At 68.6% G+C, this 21079-nt stretch carries 23 protein-coding genes; 17 read left to right on the plus strand and 6 right to left on the minus strand.

All coding sequences use genetic code 11. The features are described 5' to 3' along the window. Positions 1-170 precede the first annotated feature (170 nt). The 3 genes from HPY32_RS14520 to HPY32_RS14530 all read right to left on the minus strand — a co-directional run bounded on the left by HPY32_RS14520 (position 171) and on the right by HPY32_RS14530 (position 3104). Positions 171-908: a hypothetical protein gene (locus tag HPY32_RS14520; RefSeq protein WP_067580667.1), complete on the minus strand. Its 738-nt coding sequence runs from the start codon at positions 906-908 to the stop codon at positions 171-173. Positions 909-1066: 158 nt separating this feature from the next. Beyond that, complete coding sequence (locus HPY32_RS14525; RefSeq protein WP_067580664.1) at positions 1067-1861, minus strand: SDR family oxidoreductase; 795 nt, start codon at positions 1859-1861, stop codon at positions 1067-1069. 13 nt (positions 1862-1874) lie between these two features. Next, complete coding sequence (locus HPY32_RS14530; protein ID WP_373686635.1) at positions 1875-3104, minus strand: acyl-CoA dehydrogenase family protein; 1230 nt, start codon at positions 3102-3104, stop codon at positions 1875-1877. A gap of 53 nt (positions 3105-3157) precedes the next feature. Between HPY32_RS14530 and HPY32_RS14535 the strand changes: the two genes are divergently transcribed. The 6 genes from HPY32_RS14535 (at position 3158) to HPY32_RS14560 (ending at position 9756) form a co-directional block, all read left to right on the plus strand. Continuing rightward, positions 3158-4915 carry an AMP-binding protein gene (locus HPY32_RS14535; RefSeq protein ID WP_171982864.1) on the plus strand — a complete coding sequence of 586 codons (1758 nt, stop codon included), beginning with the start codon at positions 3158-3160 and terminating at the stop codon, positions 4913-4915. After that, on the plus strand, positions 4912-5796 hold the full coding sequence (locus tag HPY32_RS14540) for an enoyl-CoA hydratase (RefSeq protein WP_067580663.1): 885 nt from the start codon (positions 4912-4914) through the stop codon (positions 5794-5796). The genes HPY32_RS14535 and HPY32_RS14540 overlap by 4 nt, the downstream gene beginning before the upstream one ends. Then, positions 5796-6926, plus strand: coding sequence for an acyl-CoA dehydrogenase family protein (locus HPY32_RS14545; protein ID WP_067580662.1), 1131 nt, complete (start codon positions 5796-5798; stop codon positions 6924-6926). The genes HPY32_RS14540 and HPY32_RS14545 overlap by 1 nt, the downstream gene beginning before the upstream one ends. A gap of 27 nt (positions 6927-6953) precedes the next feature. Further along, positions 6954-7958: an acyl-CoA dehydrogenase family protein gene (locus tag HPY32_RS14550; protein WP_067580661.1), complete on the plus strand. Its 1005-nt coding sequence runs from the start codon at positions 6954-6956 to the stop codon at positions 7956-7958. 110 nt (positions 7959-8068) lie between these two features. Continuing rightward, a complete protein-coding gene (locus tag HPY32_RS14555) occupies positions 8069-9124 on the plus strand; it encodes an acyl-CoA dehydrogenase family protein (RefSeq protein ID WP_067580660.1) in 1056 nt (351 codons plus the stop codon). 20 nt (positions 9125-9144) lie between these two features. Continuing rightward, positions 9145-9756, plus strand: coding sequence for an LLM class oxidoreductase (locus HPY32_RS14560; protein WP_067580658.1), 612 nt, complete (start codon positions 9145-9147; stop codon positions 9754-9756). A 25-nt stretch (positions 9757-9781) separates the two neighbouring features. On the opposite strand, the gene HPY32_RS14565 is transcribed toward HPY32_RS14560, so the two are convergent. Further along, positions 9782-11200 carry an amino acid permease gene (locus tag HPY32_RS14565; protein ID WP_171982865.1) on the minus strand — a complete coding sequence of 473 codons (1419 nt, stop codon included), beginning with the start codon at positions 11198-11200 and terminating at the stop codon, positions 9782-9784. A 175-nt stretch (positions 11201-11375) separates the two neighbouring features. On the opposite strand from HPY32_RS14565, the gene HPY32_RS14570 reads away from it, so the two are divergent. The 5 genes from HPY32_RS14570 (at position 11376) to HPY32_RS14590 (ending at position 13962) form a co-directional block, all read left to right on the plus strand. Beyond that, complete coding sequence (locus HPY32_RS14570; protein ID WP_067580654.1) at positions 11376-12128, plus strand: DUF427 domain-containing protein; 753 nt, start codon at positions 11376-11378, stop codon at positions 12126-12128. A 54-nt stretch (positions 12129-12182) separates the two neighbouring features. Further along, entirely contained in the window at positions 12183-12383 is a 201-nt protein-coding gene (locus HPY32_RS14575) for a hypothetical protein (protein ID WP_067580653.1), read from the plus strand. After that, complete coding sequence (locus HPY32_RS14580; RefSeq protein ID WP_067580651.1) at positions 12380-12778, plus strand: type II toxin-antitoxin system death-on-curing family toxin; 399 nt, start codon at positions 12380-12382, stop codon at positions 12776-12778. Before HPY32_RS14575 ends, HPY32_RS14580 begins: the two co-directional genes overlap by 4 nt. Positions 12779-12884: 106 nt before the next feature. Then, positions 12885-13517: a TetR/AcrR family transcriptional regulator gene (locus tag HPY32_RS14585; protein WP_067580649.1), complete on the plus strand. Its 633-nt coding sequence runs from the start codon at positions 12885-12887 to the stop codon at positions 13515-13517. A 37-nt stretch (positions 13518-13554) separates the two neighbouring features. After that, complete coding sequence (locus tag HPY32_RS14590; RefSeq protein ID WP_067580648.1) at positions 13555-13962, plus strand: cupin domain-containing protein; 408 nt, start codon at positions 13555-13557, stop codon at positions 13960-13962. A 4-nt stretch (positions 13963-13966) separates the two neighbouring features. Here the strand turns inward: HPY32_RS14590 and HPY32_RS14595 are convergent, their stop codons facing one another. Beyond that, entirely contained in the window at positions 13967-14287 is a 321-nt protein-coding gene (locus tag HPY32_RS14595) for a hypothetical protein (RefSeq protein WP_067580646.1), read from the minus strand. Next, the gene (locus tag HPY32_RS14600; RefSeq protein WP_067585122.1) at positions 14287-15471 is read right to left on the minus strand and encodes a 3-ketosteroid-9-alpha-monooxygenase, oxygenase component; all 1185 of its coding nucleotides are present in this window, start codon (positions 15469-15471) and stop codon (positions 14287-14289) included. The genes HPY32_RS14595 and HPY32_RS14600 overlap by 1 nt, the downstream gene beginning before the upstream one ends. A 212-nt stretch (positions 15472-15683) precedes the next feature. Here HPY32_RS14600 and hsaA point away from each other — a divergent pair, with 212 nt between their 5' ends. The 6 genes from hsaA to HPY32_RS14630 are packed head-to-tail and all read left to right on the plus strand — an operon-like array spanning position 15684 to position 21032. Further along, the gene (gene hsaA, locus HPY32_RS14605; RefSeq protein ID WP_067580645.1) at positions 15684-16847 is read left to right on the plus strand and encodes a 3-hydroxy-9,10-secoandrosta-1,3,5(10)-triene-9,17-dione monooxygenase oxygenase subunit; all 1164 of its coding nucleotides are present in this window, start codon (positions 15684-15686) and stop codon (positions 16845-16847) included. Next, entirely contained in the window at positions 16848-17726 is an 879-nt protein-coding gene (gene hsaD, locus HPY32_RS14610) for a 4,5:9,10-diseco-3-hydroxy-5,9,17-trioxoandrosta-1(10),2-diene-4-oate hydrolase (RefSeq protein WP_067580644.1), read from the plus strand. Next, the gene (hsaC, locus tag HPY32_RS14615) at positions 17726-18631 is read left to right on the plus strand and encodes an iron-dependent extradiol dioxygenase HsaC (protein ID WP_067580643.1); all 906 of its coding nucleotides are present in this window, start codon (positions 17726-17728) and stop codon (positions 18629-18631) included. Before hsaD ends, hsaC begins: the two co-directional genes overlap by 1 nt. Positions 18632-18648: 17 nt before the next feature. Beyond that, entirely contained in the window at positions 18649-19218 is a 570-nt protein-coding gene (gene hsaB, locus HPY32_RS14620) for a 3-hydroxy-9,10-secoandrosta-1,3,5(10)-triene-9,17-dione monooxygenase reductase subunit (RefSeq protein ID WP_067580641.1), read from the plus strand. 1 nt (position 19219) lies between these two features. Further along, positions 19220-20299 (plus strand): TIGR03617 family F420-dependent LLM class oxidoreductase, encoded by a 1080-nt coding sequence (locus HPY32_RS14625; RefSeq protein WP_082870787.1) that lies wholly within the window; start codon positions 19220-19222, stop codon positions 20297-20299. Further along, entirely contained in the window at positions 20238-21032 is a 795-nt protein-coding gene (locus tag HPY32_RS14630) for an enoyl-CoA hydratase/isomerase family protein (RefSeq protein ID WP_067580638.1), read from the plus strand. The genes HPY32_RS14625 and HPY32_RS14630 overlap by 62 nt, the downstream gene beginning before the upstream one ends. The last annotated feature ends 47 nt before the right edge of the window (positions 21033-21079 follow it).

The raw sequence follows: 21079 nt of genomic DNA on the forward strand, positions 1-21079 counted from the left end.
CCGGCATGCGCCTCCCCTCGTTCCCGGCGTGCTTTTGGCCGGGAACTACGGAGGCCCCGGCCAAAAGCACGCCGGGGCCGAAAGGTGGGCACACGCCGGGGCCAAAAGATGGGCGCGCGCCGGGCCGAAAGGTGGGCGCGCGCCGGGCCGAAAGGTGGGCGCGCGGCGAATCAGCGAATCGAATACCGCAGCGGCGAGGACACCGACAGGTCGGCGAGGAGGCGGTCGCAGATGACCACCGGGGAGATGCCCGCTCGGGCCATGCGGGCGACCAGGGCGAGGCGGCGCTCGCAGCTGTCCCATTCGACGGTCAGGTGGCCGCGGCCGGGGCCCGCGTCGACGGTTGCCATGGCGCGGGGCAGGCCGCCGGGGTTGGGCTCCTCGCTGATCCCGAGCACCATGCCGCGCTGCCAGGCGCGGTAGGTCTCCATATCGGCCCCGCCCACGAGTTTGTCTGTGGCAGCACACAATCCCTCGGCGATGCCGTCGGCGAAGGCGACCCGGTCGAAGCTGAACTTGCGGCAGCGCCGGACCACCTCGAGCAGATCGGCCCGGACCTCGCGCAGCAGTGCCGTCTGTTTGCGGCGGCGCCGATCCAGCTCGGATTCCGTCGAGCCGGGTTCACGCACCATGCCGATACGCAGGGCGCGTTCGCGGTCGCGGGCCATGTCGCGGCGCAGCGCGGCGCGCGGATCGCGGACCACCTCGGACTCGTCGACGGCGTGCTGCTCCAGGATCTGCGCGGCCCGCATGGCCGTCGCGCATTCGGAGGTGTGGTCGAGTAGTTCGGCCCCGAGGGCGAGCGCGGCCAGCACGATTCCATCCAGCCGCCGACGCGCCAGTACCACCTCGCGTACCAGCTCGAGTTCCAGCTCTTCGGTGTCGTCCAGGCGATGGTCCAGACCCATGGGTCGTGGTCCCTTCGAGAATCGGGAACCGGCCTTTCCCAGGATTGCACAAGTCCGGGTGGTCGGCGCCACCTAATTTCTCCCGGTTACCCATCGCCCCGGCATGTCATGCGCGCCCGCGGGTCGGACGTGTCCGGCGACGACAATCGCGACCGGAACTATGCCCGCTGGCTGCTCACCGACACCACCTCGCCGGTCAGATAGGAGGTGTAGTCGCTGGCCAGCATGGCGATGGTGGCGGCCACCTCCCAGGGCTCGGCGGCACGCCCGAATGCCTCGCCCGCGGCGAGCCGGTCCAGCAGTTCGGCCGAGGTGACCTTGTCCAGGAACGGATGCCGCGCGATGCTCGGCGCGACCGCATTGACGCGCACGCCGAGCTCGGCGGCCTCGATGGCGCTGCATCGAGTCAGCGCCATCACCCCGGCCTTGGCGGCGGCGTAGTGGGCCTGGCCGTACTGGGCGCGCCAGCCCAGCACGCTGGCGTTGTTCACGATCACGCCGCCGTGGCCCGCGCCGCGAAAGTAGTTCAGCGCCGCGCGAGTACAGCGGAAGGTGCCGTTGAGGGTGATGTCGAGAACCCGGTCCCACTGCTCGTCGGTCATGTCGGCCACCGGTGTCTCACCGCCCAATCCGGCGTTGTTGACCATGATGTCGACCCGGCCCAGGCGCTCCGCCGCCGCGCGGATGAGGTGGTCGACCTGCTCGGTGCTGGTCACGTCGCACGGCACCGCGGCCACCCGGCGCCGCGGGAAGGCGGCGGCCAGCTCCTGTTCGGTCTGCGCCAGACGCCGCTCGTGCCAATCGGATACGACGACGTCGGCGCCCTCGTCGAGCATCCGGCGCGCGGTGGCCGAGCCGATGCCGGTGCCCGCGGCGGCGGTGACCACCGCGACCCGCCCGGCGAGCAGGCCGTGGCCGGAAACCGGTGGCGGCGGTACGAAGAGGTCGGTCACGGGTGGTCCTTCCCTATCGGGCCTCGCGCGGCAGTCCGAGCACGCGTTCGGCGATGATGTTGCGCTGCACCTCGTTCGAGCCGCCGTAGAGGGTGTCGGCGCGGCTGAACAGGAACAGCCGCTGCCAGTCGGTCAGATCGCCGGGCGGCGCGACCAGACCCGGCGCGCCCAGCACGTCCATGGCCAACTCGCCCAGTCCCCGATGCCAATTCGCCCACAGCAGTTTGGCGACCGACGCCTGCCCGGCCGCCGTGCGGGCATCGGCGTTCTCGTGCGCGGATTCCAGGGTGCGCAGGGCGTGGGCGCGTAGCACCCGCAGGCCCACCCAGGCCCGGTCGATGCGCTCGGCCAGCACCGGATCATCCAGCGCGCCGGTCGATTTCGCCACCGCCTCCAGATTCGCGAGCTCGCGGGTGAAGCGGATCTGCTGGCCGACGGTGGAGATGCCGCGCTCGAAGGTCAGGGTGCCCATGGCCACCCGCCAGCCCTCGCCGGGCGCGCCGACCACGAGATCGGCCGCGGTGCGGGCCTCGTCGAAGAACACCTCGTTGAATTCGGCGGTGCCGGTGAGCTGCACGATGGGCCGCACCCGAATCCCCGGCTGCCGCATGGGAATCAGTAGGTAGGACAGGCCATGGTGGCGGGTGGAGCCGGATTCGGTGCGGCACAGGGCGAAACACCAGTCGGCCAGGTGCGCCAGCGAGGTCCAGATCTTCTGCCCGGTGACGACCCAGTCGTCGCCGTCGCGGCGCGCGGCGGTGGTGACGGCCGCAAGGTCGGAGCCCGCGCCCGGCTCCGAATACCCCTGGCACCACAGCTCGGTGACGGTATTGATGCCGGGCAGGAAGCGGCGCTTCTGCTCCTCGGTGCCGAAGGCCAGCAGGGTGGGGCCGAGCAGTTCCTCACCCAGGTGCGAAACCCGGCTCGGGGCATCGGCCTTGGCGTATTCCTCGTGGAAGATCACCTGCTGGCGCAGCGTGGCCGCGCGACCCCCGTACCGGACCGGCCAGCCCAGGCAGGTCAGCCCGGCGGCGGCCAGGTGGCGATCCCAGGCCAGCCGTTCGTCGAACGCCTCGTGCTCGCGGCCCGGCCCGCCGAGCCCGCGCAGCTCGCGAAACGGCCCGTCCAGCTGCTCGGTCAGCCATTCCCGCACCTCGGCGCGGAACTGCTGCTCGGCGACCGCGGTGAGCGGCGCTCGGCGTTCGGGGCCGGACTCCGATTGCGGGGTCTGGATCACACTCACTCCGGTAGAGTAACCTACCAAGCACTTGCTTTGTAGACCGATCGAGGATGCCCGTGACGCTCCCTGCGCAGACCACCCCGCTCGCCCTGCACGAAGCGGCGCGCCGGTACGGCGACGCACCCGCCGTCCACGACGGTGCGGTACTGCTGAGCTGGGCGGGGCTGCTGGACGAGGTCCGGATGGCGGCCGGGGCGCTGCTGGCGCGCGGCGTGGAGCGCGGGGACCGGGTGGCGATCTGGGCGCCCAATACCCACCACTGGGTGGTGGCGGCCTTGGCGACGCATTATGTCGGAGCCGCGTTGGCGCCGTTGAATACTCGCTATGTCGCCGAGGAGGCGGCGGATGTGCTCCGGCGGGTGCGAGCGAAGGCGCTGTTCGTCACGGGGGTGTTTCTGGGGCGGGATCGACTGGACGAATTGGTTTCGACTGCACCCGATTTGGCGATTGACACGGTAATCGTCATTCCCGGAGATGCTCCTTCTGTGATTCCGGCGTGCTTTTGGCCGGAATCTCGCGGTGGATCCCGGCCAAAAACACGCCGGGATCACAGAGAGGGGCAGCGCCGGGATCACGAAGAGGAGCAGCGCCGGGATCACGAAGAGGAGCAGCGCCGGGATCACGAAGAGGAGCAGCGCCGGGATCACGAAGAGGGGCAGCGCCGGGATCACGAAGAGGAGCAGCGCCGGGATCAGGGGCGGACGAGGGTGGTCGAGTGGTCCGCGCTCGGGCGGATCTCCGCGGGGGTATCGATCGAGCAGGTCGTCCGGCGGGCGGAATCCGTTGCTCCCGAGGATATTTCCGACATTCTGTTCACCTCCGGTACCACCGGGCGCAGCAAGGGGACGCTGGTCGCGCATCGGCAGGCGCTGGATGTGGTGCGGGCGTGGGTGGAGCGGGCGACGCTGGTCGAGGGGGATCGGTATCTGGTGATTCCGCCGTTCTTCCACAATTTCGGTTACAAGGCCGCGATTCTCGCCTGCCTGGTGAGCGGGGCGACGATCGTGCCGCAGGCCACCTTCGATGTGCCCGAGACCATGCGGCTGGTGCGTGACCGGCGCATTACCGTGCTCACCGGGCCGCCGACGATCTATCAGACCATCCTCGACCATCCGGCCCGCGGCGAGTTCGACCTGAGCAGCCTGCGGGTGGCGGTCACGGGCGCGGCGACGGTGCCGGTGACGCTGGTCGAAAGAATGCGCGACGAGCTGGAATTCGAGGTGGTGGTCACCGCGTACGGGCTGTCGGAGTCGGCGGGATTCGGGACCATGTGCCGACCGGACGACGATCCGGAGACCATCGCCACCACCTCCGGCGCGGCGATCGCGGGGTTCGAGGTGCGCATCGGCGAGCAGGGCGAGGTGCTGTTGCGCGGCCCCAATGTCATGCTCGGCTACCTCGACGACCCGGAGAACACCGCCCGCACCATCGACGCCGACGGCTGGCTGCACACCGGCGATGTCGGCGTCCTCGACAACCGCGGGTACCTGACGATCACCGATCGGCTCAAGGACATGTACATCAGCGGCGGCTTCAATGTGTATCCCGCCGAGGTGGAGCAGGCGCTGGCCCGGCTCGACGGCGTGGCCGAGTCGGCCGTGATCGGCGTGCCCGACGAGCGGCTGGGCGAGGTCGGCGCGGCCTACATCGTGCGCAGGCCCGGCGCGGCGCTGACCGAGGAGGATGTGATCGCCCACGCCACAAGGACTTTGGCGAATTTCAAGGTCCCGCGCCGGATCGAGTTCCGCGACGCGCTGCCCTACAGCGCCGCCGGGAAAGTGCTCAAGCGGCAACTACGTGAGGAGATTTCGTGAGCCCGGATCCGACCGTCCCCGACGAGGGCGAGGTCGTCACCTACGAGCGGCGCGGCCCGGTCGCGCTGGTCACGATGAACCGCCCGCAGTACCGCAACGCACAGAACTCGGTGATGACCTACGCGCTCGACGCCGCCTTCACCCGCGCGGTGGACGACACCGAGGTGAAGTCGATCGTGTTGGCGGGCAACGGAAAACACTTCAGCGCCGGGCACGATATCGGCACCCCCGGCCGGGATCACCACGTGCACTATGACAATCGGGCCGTGCTGTGGTGGGACCACGTCGACCGCGCGGGCGGCGATCAGCGCTTCGCCCGCGAGTCCGAGGTGTATCTGGGCATGTGCCGCCGCTGGCGGGAGATCCCCAAGCCGACCGTCGCCATGGTGCAGGGCGCGTGCATCGCCGGTGCGCTGATGCTGGTGTGGTCGTGCGATCTCATCGTCGCCGCCGACGACGCCTTCTTCTCCGATCCCGTGGTGCGCATGGGGATTCCGGGTGTGGAATACTTCGCGCACCCGTGGATGCTGGGGCCGCGCCGGGCCAAGGAGATCCTGTTCACCGGCGACCGCTTCACCGCCGCCCAGGCCCACGACTGGGGCATGGTGAACCGGGTGGTGCCGCGCGCCGACCTGGAGTCCGAGACCTTCGCGCTGGCCGAAAAGATCTCGGCCATGCCGCAATTCGGGCTGGCGCTCGCCAAGAAGGCCGTCAACCAGTGCGAGGACCTGATGGGGATGCGCGCGGGCATGGATTCGGTCTTCGGCCTGCATCACTTCGCGCACGCCCACAATGCCGAGGTCGGCGCGGATTCGCTGGGCGGCATGGACGCCCGCTCGATGCGGGAGAGCGCGCGACCGGATCAGAACGGGGCACGGTGATGGATCTCGCACTCGACACCGCCGCACGGGAATTCCGGCAGGAGGTCCGAGATTTCCTGCGCGCCAACCTGCCCGCCACCGCCCTGCCGTCGATGGACACCCGCGTCGGCTTCGAGGCACACCGCGGCTGGGAGCGCACCCTCGCGCAGGCTCGGCTGTCGGTGGTGTCCTGGCCGGAGGAGTTCGGCGGGCGCGATGCCTCGCTGCTGCACTGGGTGCTGTTCGAGGACGAGTACTACGCCGCCGGGGCGCCGGGCCGGGTGAGCCAGAACGGGATCTTCCTGCTGGCTCCCACGCTGTTCGAGCACGGCACGCCCGAACAGCTGCACCGCATCCTGCCGAGAATGGCACGCGGCGACGACATCTGGGCGCAGGCGTGGTCGGAGCCGGAGGCGGGCAGCGACCTGGCCGGTATCCGCTCCACCGCGCGCCGCACCGGCGGCGGCTGGCTGCTGACCGGCCAGAAGACGTGGAGTTCCCGTGCCTCCTACGCGGATTGGGCCTTCGGGCTGTTCCGCAGCGACCCCGAGGCCGAGCGGCACCGCGGTCTCACCTACGTGATGTTCCCGCTGTCCGCCGACGGCGTCACCGTGCGGCCGATACCGCAGCTCGACGGCGAGCCCGGATTCGCGGAGATCTTCCTGGACAACGTCTTCGTGCCCGATCGGGACGTGATCGGCGAGCCGAACAACGGGTGGCGGGTGGCGATGAGCACCTCCAGCAACGAGCGCGGCCTGTCGCTGCGCAGCCCGGGCCGGTTCACCGCGACCGCGCGGCGGCTGCTGGCGCTGTGGCGCGAGACCGCCGACCCGGCCGACACCGCGGCGCGAAACCGCGTGGTGGACGCCTGGATCGGGGCGCAGGCATACGAGCTGAGCACGCTGGCCACCGTCACCCGCCTGGCCGAGGGCGGCAAGCTGGGCGCGGAATCCTCGGTGAACAAGGTGTTCTGGTCCGAGCTCGACATCGCCATGCACGAGACCGCGCTGGATCTGCTCGGCGCGGCCGGGGAGCGCAGCGGGCCGTGGACCGACGGCTACCTGTTCTCGCTGGCGGGCCCGATCTACGCCGGTACCAACGAGATTCAGCGCAATATCATCGCCGAACGGCTGCTCGGCCTGCCGCGCTGACGGCCCGATCTTCGAATGGATGCATCGATGAGATTCGCACTGTCCCCCGAACACCGCGACTTCGCCGGGAGCCTGCGCAAGATGTGCGAGACGGCGGGGACACCGGGCATCGTCCGCGCCTGGACCGCCGGTGATCATCGCGGCGGGCGCGGGCTGATCCGGCAGTTGGCCGGGGCCGGGGCGCTGGGGCTGGCGATCGACGAGGCGCACGGCGGACTGGGCGCCGAGACCATCGATCTCGTGGTGGCCTTCGTCGAGCTGGGCCGGGCGGCGGTGCCGGGTCCGCTGGTGGAGACCGCCGCGGCGATTCCGGCCCTGCTGCAGGCGCTCGCGGACGACGCGGCGGCGCGGCGCTGGCTGCCCGCCCTCGCCGAGGGGACCGCGCTCGGCACCGTGACCCTGTCCGCCGACACCCCGGCCGTGGACGCCGATACCGCGGAGGTGGTGCTGGTCGCCGACGGCGACCGGGTATGCACCGGGCACCGCACCGATCACCTTCGCTCCGTCGACGGCGCCCGGCGGCTGTTCCGGGTCGTACCGGACGATATTGTGGCCGAAGGGGATTCGGTGCGTGCCGCGGTGGCCGCGGCGAGGGACGCGGGGGCCCTGGCGACGGCGGCGCAGTTGCTGGGCGCGGGCCGGGCGCTGCTGGACTCCAGCGTCGCCTACGTCACGCAGCGGCACCAGTTCGGCCGCCCGATCGGGCAGTACCAGGCGGTGAAGCACCAGCTGGCGAACGCGCTCATCGGCCTGGAAATGGCCGAGCCGCTGCTGTATCGAGCGGCGCTGAGCACCGATTCACCGAACCGGGCGCGCGACGTGTCGGCGGCCAAGCTGGCATGCGCGGAGGCGGCATACCGCACCGCACGCACGGCACTCCAGGTCCACGGCGCCATCGGCTACACCGCCGAATACGACCTGTCGCTGTGGTTGACCAAGGTAACCGCCCTCCGCTCCGCCTGGGGCACAGCCGATTTCCACCGCGCCCGCATTGCCGCCGCCCTTCGCACATCGAGCGGGGACGCAAGGTGAACGGCGTGCCCCCCCATTGTCCCCGGCGCGCCCCCGTTCTTCCCGGCGCGCCCCCCGTTGTTCCCGGCGTGCTTTTGGCCGGGATCCCCCCAGCCGGAAGGACCACTGCGATGAGCGACACCGCGGACCGGCAAGAACTCGCCCGAACCGTGCGCGCCGTACTCGCCAAGCACGGCGACCGTTCGGCGCTACGCCGCGCCATCGACAGCGATCTCGGCTACGACGAGCACCTGTGGACACTGCTCTGCGAACAGGTAGGCGTTGCCGCACTGGCGATTCCGGAGGAGTACGGCGGCATCGGCGCGGGCCTGCCCGAGGCATTCGTGGTCCTCGAGGAACTGGGCCGCACCCTGCACGCCCCACCGATGCTCGGTTCGGCCGTCCTCGGCGCGCAGGCAATACTGCTGTCCGGCAATACGGCCGCCTGCGAGCGCCTACTGCCGGAGGTCGCGGAAGGCACACGCACGCTGGCACTCTGCTGGGCCGACGAGCACGGCTGGGAGACTCCGGGAGTGCGCGCGGACGGCGATCGTCTGACCGGCACAGCGCATTACGTTCTCGACGGAGCGGCGGCGGATACGCTCGTGGTGGTGACGAATGCCGGGCTGTACGAAATCGACGCTGCGGCACCGGAAGTCGCTCGGTCCGTGGTTCCTACGATGGATCCGTCACGACGGTTGTCGACGATCACGTTTACCGATGCGCCCGCTCGACCGCTCGGGATCGAGACGGTAACCGGTCGGCTGCGGGATATTGCGTGGGCGGCGGTGGCGGCGGAGCAGGTGGGGGCGGCGGAGGAGTGTTTGTGGATGACTGTGGAGTACACGAAGTCTCGGGTGCAGTTCGGGCGGGCGATCGGGAGTTTTCAAGCGCTCAAGCATCGGATGGCCGATATGTACGTGCTGGTGGAGTCGGCACGGTCGGCCGCTTACCGGGCCGCTGCGGCGCTGGAGGAGGACAGTGGAAATCCGTCCGCCGCATTGGATCTGGCGGCGGCGCGGCGGCACTGCTCCGAGGCGTTCGCGGCGGTGGTCGGGGAAACGGTGCAGCTGCACGGGGGCATTGCCATTACCTGGGAGCACGACGCGCATCTGTACTTCAAGCGGGCGCACGCTGATTCACAGTTGTTCGGCATGCCGCACAGGCCGCTGGCCCGGCCCGCCTGAGCAGCGCCTTTCGGGCGGCTGTGGACCGCAGGCGCGGCCTCGGCGTCGGCTATCCGGAGCAGGCGGCCACCGCCGGAAGGGAATTCGGCAGGCCCCTGGCCACCCTGCGCGACTACCTCGCCCGCATGACCGCCCCGACCTTCCCGCCCGCGCCGGACGCCGCCTACCCCCGCATCCTCGGCGCCAACGGGCCCCGCATGCTCGCCCTGGCCGCCGAAATCGCCGACGGCGCAGTCCCTTCCCTGCTCCCCGCCGCCTTCACCGCACACGCCCGGCAGGTCCTCGGCCCCGACAAGCTCCTGGTCGCCAGCCTCGCGGTGCACGCCGACGCCGACGCCGCGCGGGCGCGCACCGCCGCCCGGGAGACGGTCACGGGCCTGCTGGCCCGCCTCTCGTATGTCGCGGCCCTGCGCGAACTGGGCTACTCCGCCGAGGAATTGGAGCAGGTCGGCGACGCCCTGGTCGACTCGATCGTCGCCCACCCCGACCCGGCCGCCATCGCCGCGGCGATCCGCGCGCACCTCGCCGCGGGCGCCGACCACGTCATGCTGATGACCTCGCCGGGCGGCGACTATGCCACCGGCATAGCGCAATTGGAGCAGATCGCCCCCGAGATCACCGAGATCTCCTGACACGAAACAGTATTCGGCTCCGACACTACTCGGTGGCCGGTCGCTCGGCGTGCTCGAGCACATGGACCTCGCGCACCGGCGGGGTCCGGCCGAACCGGGCGCGCAGCGGGTACACCGCCGCGACGATCAGCAGGCTGACCGTGGAGGCGATCAGCTGCGGACGCAGGGAGGACATGAACGCCTCCGAGATCAGCACCGTCACCAGCACGCCGATCACCAGCCAGCTCAGATACGGGTAGCCCCACATGCGGTAGGTGAGGGTGGTGGGATTCTCGCGCCGCAACCGGGAGCGCAGGCGCAGCTGGGAGAACATGATCGCCAGGTACATGAAGGCCAGCAGCACGCCGATCGAGTTCACCAGGAAGGAGAACACCCGGTCCGGCGACACATAGGAGGCCAGCACCGCGAACCAGGCCGCCACCGTGCCCAGCAGCACCGCCCGCGCCGGGACGCCGCGGCGGGTCACCTTCACCAGCGCGGAGGGCGCGTCGCCGTCGCGGGTGAGCACGTACAGCATGCGGGAGGAGACGTAGATCGCGGAGTTCAGCACCGACAGCACCGCGGTCAGGATGACCACCTGCATGATCGTGCCCGCGCCCGGCACCCGCATCTCGTTCAGCGCGCTGACGAACGAGCTGGTCAGCACCTTGGCGTCGTTCCACGGCAGGATCGCGACCACCAGGAAGATGGAGGCCACGTAGAACAGGCCGACCCGCCACAGCACATTGCTGGTGGCCCGCGCCACGGCCTTGCCCGGCTCGGCGCTCTCGGCGGCGGCCAGCGTCACGATCTCGGTGCCGCCGAAGGCGAAGATCACCGTCACGATCGCCGACAGCACCCCGCTCATGCCGTTGGGCACGAAACCGCCGTGCGCGGTCAGATTGCCCAGTCCCGCATGGCCGTTCGGCCACCAGCCGAGAATGTAGAGCACACCGAACAGCAGGAACACCACGATCGCGACGACCTTGATCGACGCGAACCAGAACTCGAATTCGCCGAACGAGCGCACCGATATCAGATTCACCACGGTCATCACGACCATCAGTCCGGCCGACAGCACCCACGGCGGCAGATCGATCCACTGCGCCAGAATCGCCGATCCCGCAGTCGCTTCCGCGGCGACCAGCACCACGTACAGGTACCAGTACAACCATCCGACGACGAATCCGGCGAAGGGCCCCAATGCCATTCGCGAATATTCGGCAAGCGAGCCGGCCACCGGGCGGGCCACCACCATCTCGCCGAGTGCGCGCAAGACACACAGCACCATCACGCCCGCGAAGGCGTAGGACACCACCGCCGCCGGACCGGCGGTCTTGATCACCGAACCGCTGCCCACGAACAGGCCGGCGCCGACCGCGCCCCCGATCGCCAACATCGTCATATGGCGACGGCGTAAGCCGGTGCGCAGACCCTCGCGCGCCACGCCGGTCGTCTTCGTCATGGGTTTACCCTCTGTTCTCCCGGTTGTTGCACCCGTCACCATAGCGACCCGGGGTCCGGCAGCGTAGCCGCAGGTAAGGGGGCGTAAAGCCCGCTACCCATCCGCTATCGCCGCCGTGCGGCGAAACCTCGCGAACCGCACGGACGTTCACGACTCGGGAGTACCTTCGGAGGGTATGACCGAAACGAATCGGGGCCGGGTCCGGACCGAGCGGAGCCATCGCCGGGTGCGGACCTACATCGAGGGACGGCTGGTCGTCGACACCGTCGCGCCGGTCCTGGTGTGGGAGAGCCCCCACTACCCGACCTACTACCTGCCGGTCGCCGATCTGCGCGCCAAGCTGGAGCCGACCGGCCGCACCCGGCACTCCCCCAGCCGCGGCGAGGGCGTGGAATACGACGTCGTGGTCGACAGCCACACCAGATCCGCTGCGGCGCTGCGCTATCCGGACTCGCCGCTGGAGGAGCTGCACGACCTGGTGCGCCTGGACTGGAACCTGATGGACGAGTGGTTCGAGGAGGACGAGCCCGTCTACGTCCATCCGCGCAGCCCCTACACCCGCGTCGACATCCTCGCCAGCTCCCGGCACGTCCGGGTGGAGATCGACGGCCAGACCGTCGCCGAATCCACCCGCCCCCACATCCTCTTCGAAACCGGCCTACCCCCGCGCTACTACATCCCCCTGACCGACATCCGCCAAGACCTACTGACCCACTCCACCACCCGAACCAGCTGCCCCTACAAGGGCACCGCCGAATACTTCAACATCCGAATCGACAACACCGAGCACCCCGACCTGGTGTGGTACTACCGCACCCCCCTCCCGGAGAGCCAGAAAATCGCGGGACTGGCCTGCTTCTACAACGAGAAGGTGGACCTGTACATCGACGGCGAACTCCAGGAACGCCCGAAGTCCCCGTTCAGCTGACGGGTGATCGAATCGTCATCGCCAAACGTGGTACCACGGTAGTACCATTTTTGTATGGCCATGAACCTGCGACTCACCGACGACAACGAAACCGCCGTCCGCGACCAGGCCGAACGTGAGGGCGTGTCCATGAACGCACTCATCAACAAGGCCGTCGCCGAGTACGTACAGCGCTGGCAGCACCGCGACGCCGTGCGTACCGAGATCGGGTTCGCCATTGCCGAACACCGGGAGCTGCTGGACAAGCTGAAGTGACCTCGGTCCGATACCTCGAGCTCGAGGACGTGCTCGAAATCGCCTCGGCCGTCACCGATGGCACCGCCGTGGTTCGCGACCCCGGCCTGCTCCAGGCGGCCGTATTCCGTTACCGTACAACGGTATTCGGCGAAGACGCCTATCCCACCGTATTCGAGAAGGCGGCGGCGCTACTCGAATCGCTGGCCCGCAACCACGCGTTCGTGGACGGCAACAAGCGAACCGCATGGACCTCCGCCGTCGTGTTCCTCGGCCTCAATGGTTACCGCGTGTCCCTCTCGGATGCCCCCGTGCTCGAGACCTATCCGTTCATGATCGCCGTCGCCACGGGCGAGTTGGACGACATCGGCGAGATAGCGGCGCGGCTGGCCAAATTCGCCGGACACCGAGCCTGAGGATATCCGCTTGTCGACCTGGGGGCGGTCCGAATTTGATACGCTCATGTATCTGGTCGGTGCTACCCCAGCAGCGGTATTCGATCATTAACGGAGAGGATCTGCCGTGACGATCACCGAGGGGCGCGGTCGGCGGGTGACCAAGCGTCGGGCCGAGACTCGGCAGCGGCTGTTGGACGCGGCCTTCGAGGCGTTCGCGGCCGAGGGGTTCGGGCGGTGCACGGTCGAGCAGATCTGTGAGCGGGCCGGATACACCCGCGGGGCCTTCTACTCCAACTTCGGCTCCCTCGAGGAGCTGTTCCTGGCCATGTGGGAGCAGCGATCCGAGCGGCTGTTACACGAGGTGGCCGCGGTGCTCGAGGAGGACGCCGCGACCGAGGTCCCCGACCTGCGCGCCGGGGTGGAGCGGGTATTACGCGTGATCCCCCTGGACGACAAGTGGTTTCGCATCACCGCCGAATTCACCGCCCACGCCCTGCGCAACCCGGCCCTGCGCCGGGTGATGGTGGCCCGCGAGGAAACGATCATCGCCGCCCTGATGCCGGTCCTGGAGGCCCTGCTGGCCCGCATCAACCGCGTCGTCACCGACCCGGCCGCCCTGGGCCGAGCCCTGGTAGCCGTCCACGACGGCACCGCCACCCAATGCCTCATGGAGCCGGACAACCCGGCAGCCCTCACTCAGCGCATCGACCTTTTCACCCGGGTAACCCTGTCCTACAGCGAGATTCGCAACCAGTGAGGAGCGAGTCCGCCGCACCCGATCTAGGATCGGTGCCATGACCGATAGGCCCGCACTGGCGGCGACGCTCGATCTGGAACCGCATCCCGAGGGCGGCTGGTTCCGCGAAACCTGGCGCAGCCCCGTGGAATTCGAGCCGAAGGGATACGACGGTCCGCGCTCGGCCGCCACCGCCATCCACTTCCTGCTCATGCCCGGCGAGCGCTCCGCCCCGCACACGGTCCGCTCCGACGAGCTGTGGCTGTGGCATCGCGGCGGACCGCTGCTGCTGAATATCGGCGGCACCGAGATCACCCTCGGCCCACACGTCGAACACGGCCAGTTGCTCCAGGCCGTGGTACCCGGCGGGGTCAGCCAGGCGGCCCGCCCCGCCACCGACGAATACGTCCTGGTCAGCTGCATCGTCGCGCCCGGCTTCGATTTCGCGGACTTCCGGCTGGACTGACGGTTCACTCGGCGACCGGCAGCGCTCCCGACCGCACGGCCGCATCGATGCTGCGCTCCAGATGCGGGCAGGACTCGGGACGGCCGGGGCCGCCGGACAATTCCTTGAAGACGGGGCAGTGCTCGGCGGGGTCGGCCGTCCACTGCACCGACTTCTGGTGCGAGCTGGCCTTGCGGACCAGCACCCGGGTGCCGCAGTCGCCGCAGCACACCGGGGTCAGGCCGTCCTCCAGATAGCGCTGCCGGTCGGCGACCGTCTGGGCGCGCACCTGCGCGAGCCGCTCCGGACGATCCGCGAAATCCGGTGCCTTCGCCCAGCCGGCCATCAGGCGTTCGCCTCCTGCTCGCGCCGGCGGCGCAGATTCTCGGCCACCTCGGCCTCCCATGCCTCGTTCGCCTTGGTGGTGTCGACCTCGAATTCGAAGCGCTGCACCATCTTCGGGTCGATATCGGCGACGTCCACGTAGAACTGGTCGTACCAGCGGCGCAGCTGATAGACCGGGCCGTCCTCCTCGCACAGCAGCGGATTGTCGATCTTGGACTTGTGCTTCCAGATCTCCACGTCCTGCAGGAAGCCGACGCTGATGCCCTCGGTCATCTTGGCCGCCAGCTTCGCCGACGCCTGCTCGTCGATGCCCTTCGGCTTCTCCAGCGAGATGCCCCACTGCAGCACGAACGAGTCCTGGGTGACCGGGTAGTGGCAGTTGATCAGAACGCTCTTGACCTCGAACCCGCCGTAGAAGTTGTGCAGCGGGTTGATCATGTAGGACGGGCCGTAGTACGCGGCCACCGACTTCATCAGCGTGTCACCGTACTGCGTGCCCATGCCGACATCGGGGCGGTTCTTCGTCTCCAGGTACTGGGTGGCGATGTGGCCCTCGAAAACGTTCTTGAAGTACGTCGGGTACGCGAAGTGGATGTAGAAGAAGTGGGCCATATCGACCACGTTGTCGATGATCTCGCGGCAGTTGGCGCCCTCGATGAGCAGCGAGTTCCAGGTCCACTCGGTCCAGCCGTCGTCGAGCCGGTCGGTCGGGTTGCCCTCGGCGTCGGTGTAGGGGCCCTCGATGTGCGGGATGGTGACGTCGTCCGACGGCGGGTTGCCCTCGTGGTCGTGCCAGACGAACAGCTGCCCGTTGCGCTCCAACGTGATCCACGCGCGGGTCCGGGCCAGCGGCGGCACCCGGCGGGCATACGGAATGGCGGTGCACCGGCCGTTGCCGCCCCAGCGCCAGTCGTGGAACGGGCAGGCGACCGAGTCGCCCTTGATCTCCCCCATGCTCAGGTCGCCGCCGAGATGGCGGCAGTAGGCGTCGAGCACCTTCAGCTCGCCGTGACTGTCGGCCCAGACGACCAGCTTGGTGCCGAACGCCTGCACGGCATGCGGCTTACCGTCACGAAACGACGCGGCCAGACCCAGGCAGTGCCAGCCCCGCGCATACCTGGTGGGCGTGGATCCGATATCGATCTCACGGATCTTCCCCGTGCGCCCCTGTGGCGTCTCCGCCATGGTGACCTCCTCTAGATTCACTAGAACACGTTACAAAATAGTCCTGCCGGGCGCCAGCTATTCCCAGCACGACCAGCAAAAGGGCATCCCGTTAGCAACATAGGCACCCGTTCTCGACAGGAATAAGAACCTGTTCTAATCTCAGTGGCAGTACCTGTCCCGAGCGGACAGCCGTGCCCGTCCCGATCGACCAGGCAGGAGCAGCCCCCGAGATGACGCAAGAAGTAGTAGAGCGGGTCGAAGCGCTGTTGCCGACGCTGCGCGAGCGCGCGCAGGAGGCAGAGGATCTGCGCCGCATTCCCGACGAGACGATCAAGGCGCTGCAGGAGACCGGGTTCTTCCGGCTACTGCAACCGCGGCAGTGGGACGGCCTGGCCGCCGATCCGGTCGTCTTCTACGACACCGTCCGCGCGATCGCGGGCGCGTGCGGGTCCACCGGCTGGGTGGCGAGCATTGTCGGCGTGCACAACTGGCATCTCGCGCTGTTCGACCAGCGGGCACAGGAGGAGGTGTGGGGCGAGGACAGCGAGGTGCGGATCTCGTCCTCGTACGCGCCGATGGGGGCGGGCGTCGTCACCGACGGCGGGTACATCGTCAACGGCGCGTGGAACTGGTCGTCGGGCTGCGATCACGCCGACTGGACCTTCGTCGGCGGTCCGGTGATCAAGGACGGCAAGCCGGTCGACTTCGGCAGTTTCCTCATCCCCCGCACCGAGTATCGCATCGACGACGTGTGGAATGTGGTGGGGCTGCGCGGAACCGGCTCCAATACGCTGGTCGTGCAGGACGTCTTCGTCCCGCGGCACCGGTTCCTGTCGTACAAGACCATGAACGACCTGAAATCCCCCGGGCTGGAGCAGAATACCGATCCGGTGTACAAGATGCCCTGGGGCACCATCCATCCCACCACCATCTCCTCACCGATCGTCGGCATGGCCTACGGCGCGCTGCGGGCGCATATCGACCACCAGGGCAAGCGGATTCGCGCCGCCTACGCCGGGGAGAAGACCAAGGACGATCCGTTCGCCAAGGTGCGCATCGCCGAGGCGGCCAGCGATATCGACGCGGCCTGGCGGCAGCTGTCGGGGAACGTGGCCGAGGAGTACGCGCTGCTGCTGGCGGGCAAGGAGATTCCGTTCGATCTGCGGGTGCGGGCGCGCCGCGACCAGGTGCGGGCCACCGGGCGGGCGATTGCCTCCATCGACAAGCTGTTCGAGAGTTCGGGCGCCACGGCGCTGGCGAACGGTACTCCGCTGCAACGGTTCTGGCGCGACGCGCACGCCGGGCGGGTACACGCGGCCAACGATCCCGAGCGCGCCTACATCATGTACGGCACGCACGAGTTCGGGCTGCCGGTCACGGATGGGATGGTGTAGATGACCACGGCATCGGACGCGCGCACCGAGCCGACCTTCGAGTCGACGTCGCGCTACGCGCAGGTACGCCCCGACCTGACGCTGCACTACCACGAGGCGGGGGTGGGTCACGGCCCGACCATCGTGCTGCTGCACGGCGGCGGGCCGGGCGCCTCGTCCTGGTCGAACTTCGCCCGCAATATCGCGGTGCTGGCCGAGCGCTACCACGTGCTGGCGGTGGATCAGCCGGGATTCGGGTTGTCGGACAAGCCGACCGAGCATCCGCAGTACTTCGTGCACAGCTCATCGGCCCTGCTGGATCTGCTGGATACGTTGCAGATCACCGAACGCGTTCACCTGCTGGGCAATTCGCTCGGTGGCGGCACGGCGGTGCGGTTCGCGCTCGATCATCCGCACCGCGCGGGCAGGCTGATCCTCATGGGCCCGGGCGGATTGAGCACCAATCTGTTCGCGCCGGATCCGACCGAGGGCGTCAAAGCGCTGGGGCGGTTCAATGCCGAGCCCACCCGGGAGAACCTCGAAAAGTTCCTGCGGATCATGGTTTTCGATCAGTCGCTGGTTACGCCGGAGCTGATCGAGGAGCGGTTCGCCGTCGCCGCCACGCCGGAGTCGCTGGCCGCGATGCGGGCGATGGGGAAATCCTTCGCGGGCGCGGATTTCGAGCAGGGCATGCTCTGGCGGGAGGCGTTCCGGCTGCGGCAGCCGGTGCTGCTGATCTGGGGCCGCGAGGACCGGGTCAATCCGCTGGACGGTGCGCTGGTGGCGCTGAAGACGATTCCGCGGGCGCAACTGCACGTGTTCGGCGGCTGCGGGCACTGGGCGCAGCTGGAGAAGTTCGATGAATTCAACAAGCTGGCACTGGATTTCCTGGAGAAGTGATGGGCATTCGTTCGCTGGGATATATGCGGATCGAGGCCACCGACATGGCGGCCTGGCGCGAGTACGGACTGAAGGTGCTCGGCATGGTGGAGGGGAAGGGCGCCGATCCCGAGGCCCTGTACCTGCGGATGGACGAGTTCCCGGCCCGGTTGGTGATCGTGCCCGGCGAGCAGGACCGGCTCCAGCTGTCCGGCTGGGAGACCGCGAATGCCGCGGAGCTGCAAGACATTCGGGATCGACTGGACGCGGCCGGGGTAGCCTACAAGGAGGGCGGCCAGGAGGAGCTGGCCAACCGCCGGGTCGACGAGCTCATCCGGTTCGAGGATCCCTCCGGCAATGTGCTGGAGGCGTTTCACGGTGCGGCACTGGAGCATCGGCGGGTGGTGAGCCCGTACGGGCACCGATTCGTCACCGCGGAGCAGGGTTTGGGGCACGTGGTGCTCAGCACCAAGGACGACCGGGCGGCGCTGCATTTCTATCGCGATGTGCTGGGATTCCGGCTGCGCGATTCGATGCGGCTGCCCCCGCAGGCGGTGGGTCGGCCCGCCGACGCGGATCCGGCCTGGCTGCGCTTCTTCGGCTGCAATCCCCGGCATCATTCGCTGGCGTTCCTGCCCATGCCGGTACCGAGCGGCATCGTGCACCTGATGATCGAGGTGGAGAATTCCGACGATGTCGGGCTGTGCCTGGATCGCGCGCTGCGGCGGAAGGTGAAGATGTCGGCGACGCTGGGCCGCCACGTCAACGACAAGATGCTGTCGTTCTACATGAAGACCCCCGGCGGCTTCGACGTCGAATTCGGCTGCGAGGGACTGGAGGTGGAGGACGAGACCTGGATCGCCCGGGAGTCGACCGCGGTCAGCCTGTGGGGGCACGACTTCAGCATCCAATTCCGCGACAAGTGACGGTGGGGGCGAGCGATATGACCGACGAGGCCGCGATCGATGCGCGGCGGTTCCGCGATGTGCTGGGCCAGTTCTGCACCGGCATCACCGTGGTCACGACCTTCGACGAGGCCGGTGCCCCGGTCGGTTTCGCCTGTCAGTCGTTCGCCGCCCTGTCCTTGGATCCGCCGCTGATCCTGTTCTGCCCCACCAAGGGCTCGCGCACCTGGGCGGCGATCGAGCAGGCGGGCCGCTTCTGCGTCAACGTTCTATCCGAAGAGCAGCAACGGATCTGCGCCCGCTTCGGCTCCCGCGAACCCGATAAATTCGCCGGAATCGGTTGGCGTACTTCCGATCTGAAGGTCCCACTCCTGAACGACGCCCTCGCCGCGATCCAGTGCACGGTGGCGAGCGTCGTCGACGGCGGCGATCATCACATCGTGATCGGCCGGGTCCAGGCCCTGTCGGAATCCACGGACTCCGGCAGGCCGCTGCTGTTCTACCGCGGCCAGTACACCGCTATCGAACCGGAGAAGACCACACCCGCTCCCTGGCGCGCCGATCTGGAGCATTTCCTCACCACGACCACCCAGGACACCTGGTTGTAGCGTGCAAATCGATATATTGCTGGATGCGCCGCCGGATCGGGTCGTCGCGCGGGCCCGGGAACTGGCCGCGCTCGGCGTCGACGGCTTGTTCACCTTCGAGGGGCGGCACGACGTTTTCGTCTCGCTGGCCGCGGTCGCCCCGGCCGTCCCGACCGACCTCATGACGAATGTGGCCATCGCATTACCGCGCAGCCCGCTGCACGCCGCGCACGCGGCCTACGATCTGCATCTGCTCAGCGGCGGCCGTTTCCGGCTCGGGCTCGGCTCACAGATTCGCCCCCATATCGAAAAGCGTTACGGCGCCGCCTGGTCGCGGCCCGCGGCACGGCTCGGTGAATTCGTGGCCGCGACGAAGGCCATCCTGACGGCGTGGCAGACCGGGACGGCATTGGATTTTCGCGGTGAGTTCACCACGCACACCTTCATGCCGCCGACCTTCGATCCGGGCCCGAGTCCCCTGGGCATACCGCCGATTCTGATGGGCGGACTGGGACCGATCATGGTCCGCACCGCGGCCGAGGTCGCCGACGGCCTGCTGGTAATGCCGTTCAATACCGAAACACATTTTCGGGAACGCACGCTGCGCGCGGTCCGGGCGGGTCTCGACCGCAGCGGTCGCGATCCGGATTCCTTCGCCATCGTGCCGCAGGTGATGGCCGCGATCGGCACCACGGCGGCGGAACTCGACGGCGCCGATGCCGGGGTGCGTCGGCTGATCGCCTTCTACGGTTCGACTCCCGCCTATGCGCCGGTCTTGGAGGTCGAGGGCCGCGCCGAGCTACAGGGTCGACTCAATACGCTGTCGAAACAGGGTGCGGTGGCGCGAATGAGCGAATTGATCGATGACGCGTTGCTGTCGGCGATAGCGGTGCGCGGCACGCCCGGACAGTGCGCGGCGCAGATTCGGCGGCGATTCGGCGGGGCCGCCGATCGGGTGTGCGTGTACTTCCCGGGGTACACACCGCATCCGGAACACATTGCCGCCCTTGCCGCGGAGCTACATCGGGAGGATTCATTCCGTGGATTACCGGACTCTGCGACTGCGCGTCACCGACCGGATCGCGACCGTAACCCTGCATAGGCCCGAGCGGCGCAATGCTTTCACCGCGGAGATGGGTGCGGAACTGGCCGATGCGTACCGATATTGCGATGCCGAGGACGAGGTGCGGGTGGTCGTGCTCACCGGAACACCGCCCGCCTTCTGCGCGGGCGCGGATCTCGGCGCGGGCGACCGCACATTCAGCGCGCCCGCCGCGGATTTCAGTGCCGCCGGTGTCGACCGACCGGCCTGGCAGGTCCGCAAGCCGGTCATCGCCGCCGTCAACGGTCATGCGCTCGGCATCGGCCTCACGCTGGCACTGCAATGCGACCTGTGCATCATGGCGACCGACGCCAAATACGGTGTCGTCCAGGTCCGCCGCGGCATGATCGGCGACGCCTACTCCCACTGGGCACTCCCCCGCCTGATCGGAATCTCCAGGGCCGCATACCTTTTACTCACCGGAGCAACCTTCGACGGCCACCGAGCCCACAGCATGGGCCTATGCCTACACACCGTCCCCGCCGACCAGGTCCTCGACGCCGCAACAACAATCGCCCGAGACATCGCCGAAAACACCGCCCCACTGGCCGTGGCCGCCAGCAAACGCCTCCTCTGGTCCTCATTCGAACGCAACGCCCCCGAAACCGGCACCCTGGAAACCAACCTCCACCGCACCTTGATGAACCACCCGGACGCCCGCGAAGCCATGCGCGCCTACCTGGAAGACCGCCCACCACACTGGACCGGCCACGTGGACCAGCTCCCGCGGTGATCCGCGTCGAGAGCGTGGGCAAGCCGTGTCGCTTCATACGCTTGCGC

This window comes from Nocardia terpenica (assembly GCF_013186535.1).
GTDB classification, from domain to species: Bacteria; Actinomycetota; Actinomycetes; order Mycobacteriales; family Mycobacteriaceae; genus Nocardia; species Nocardia terpenica.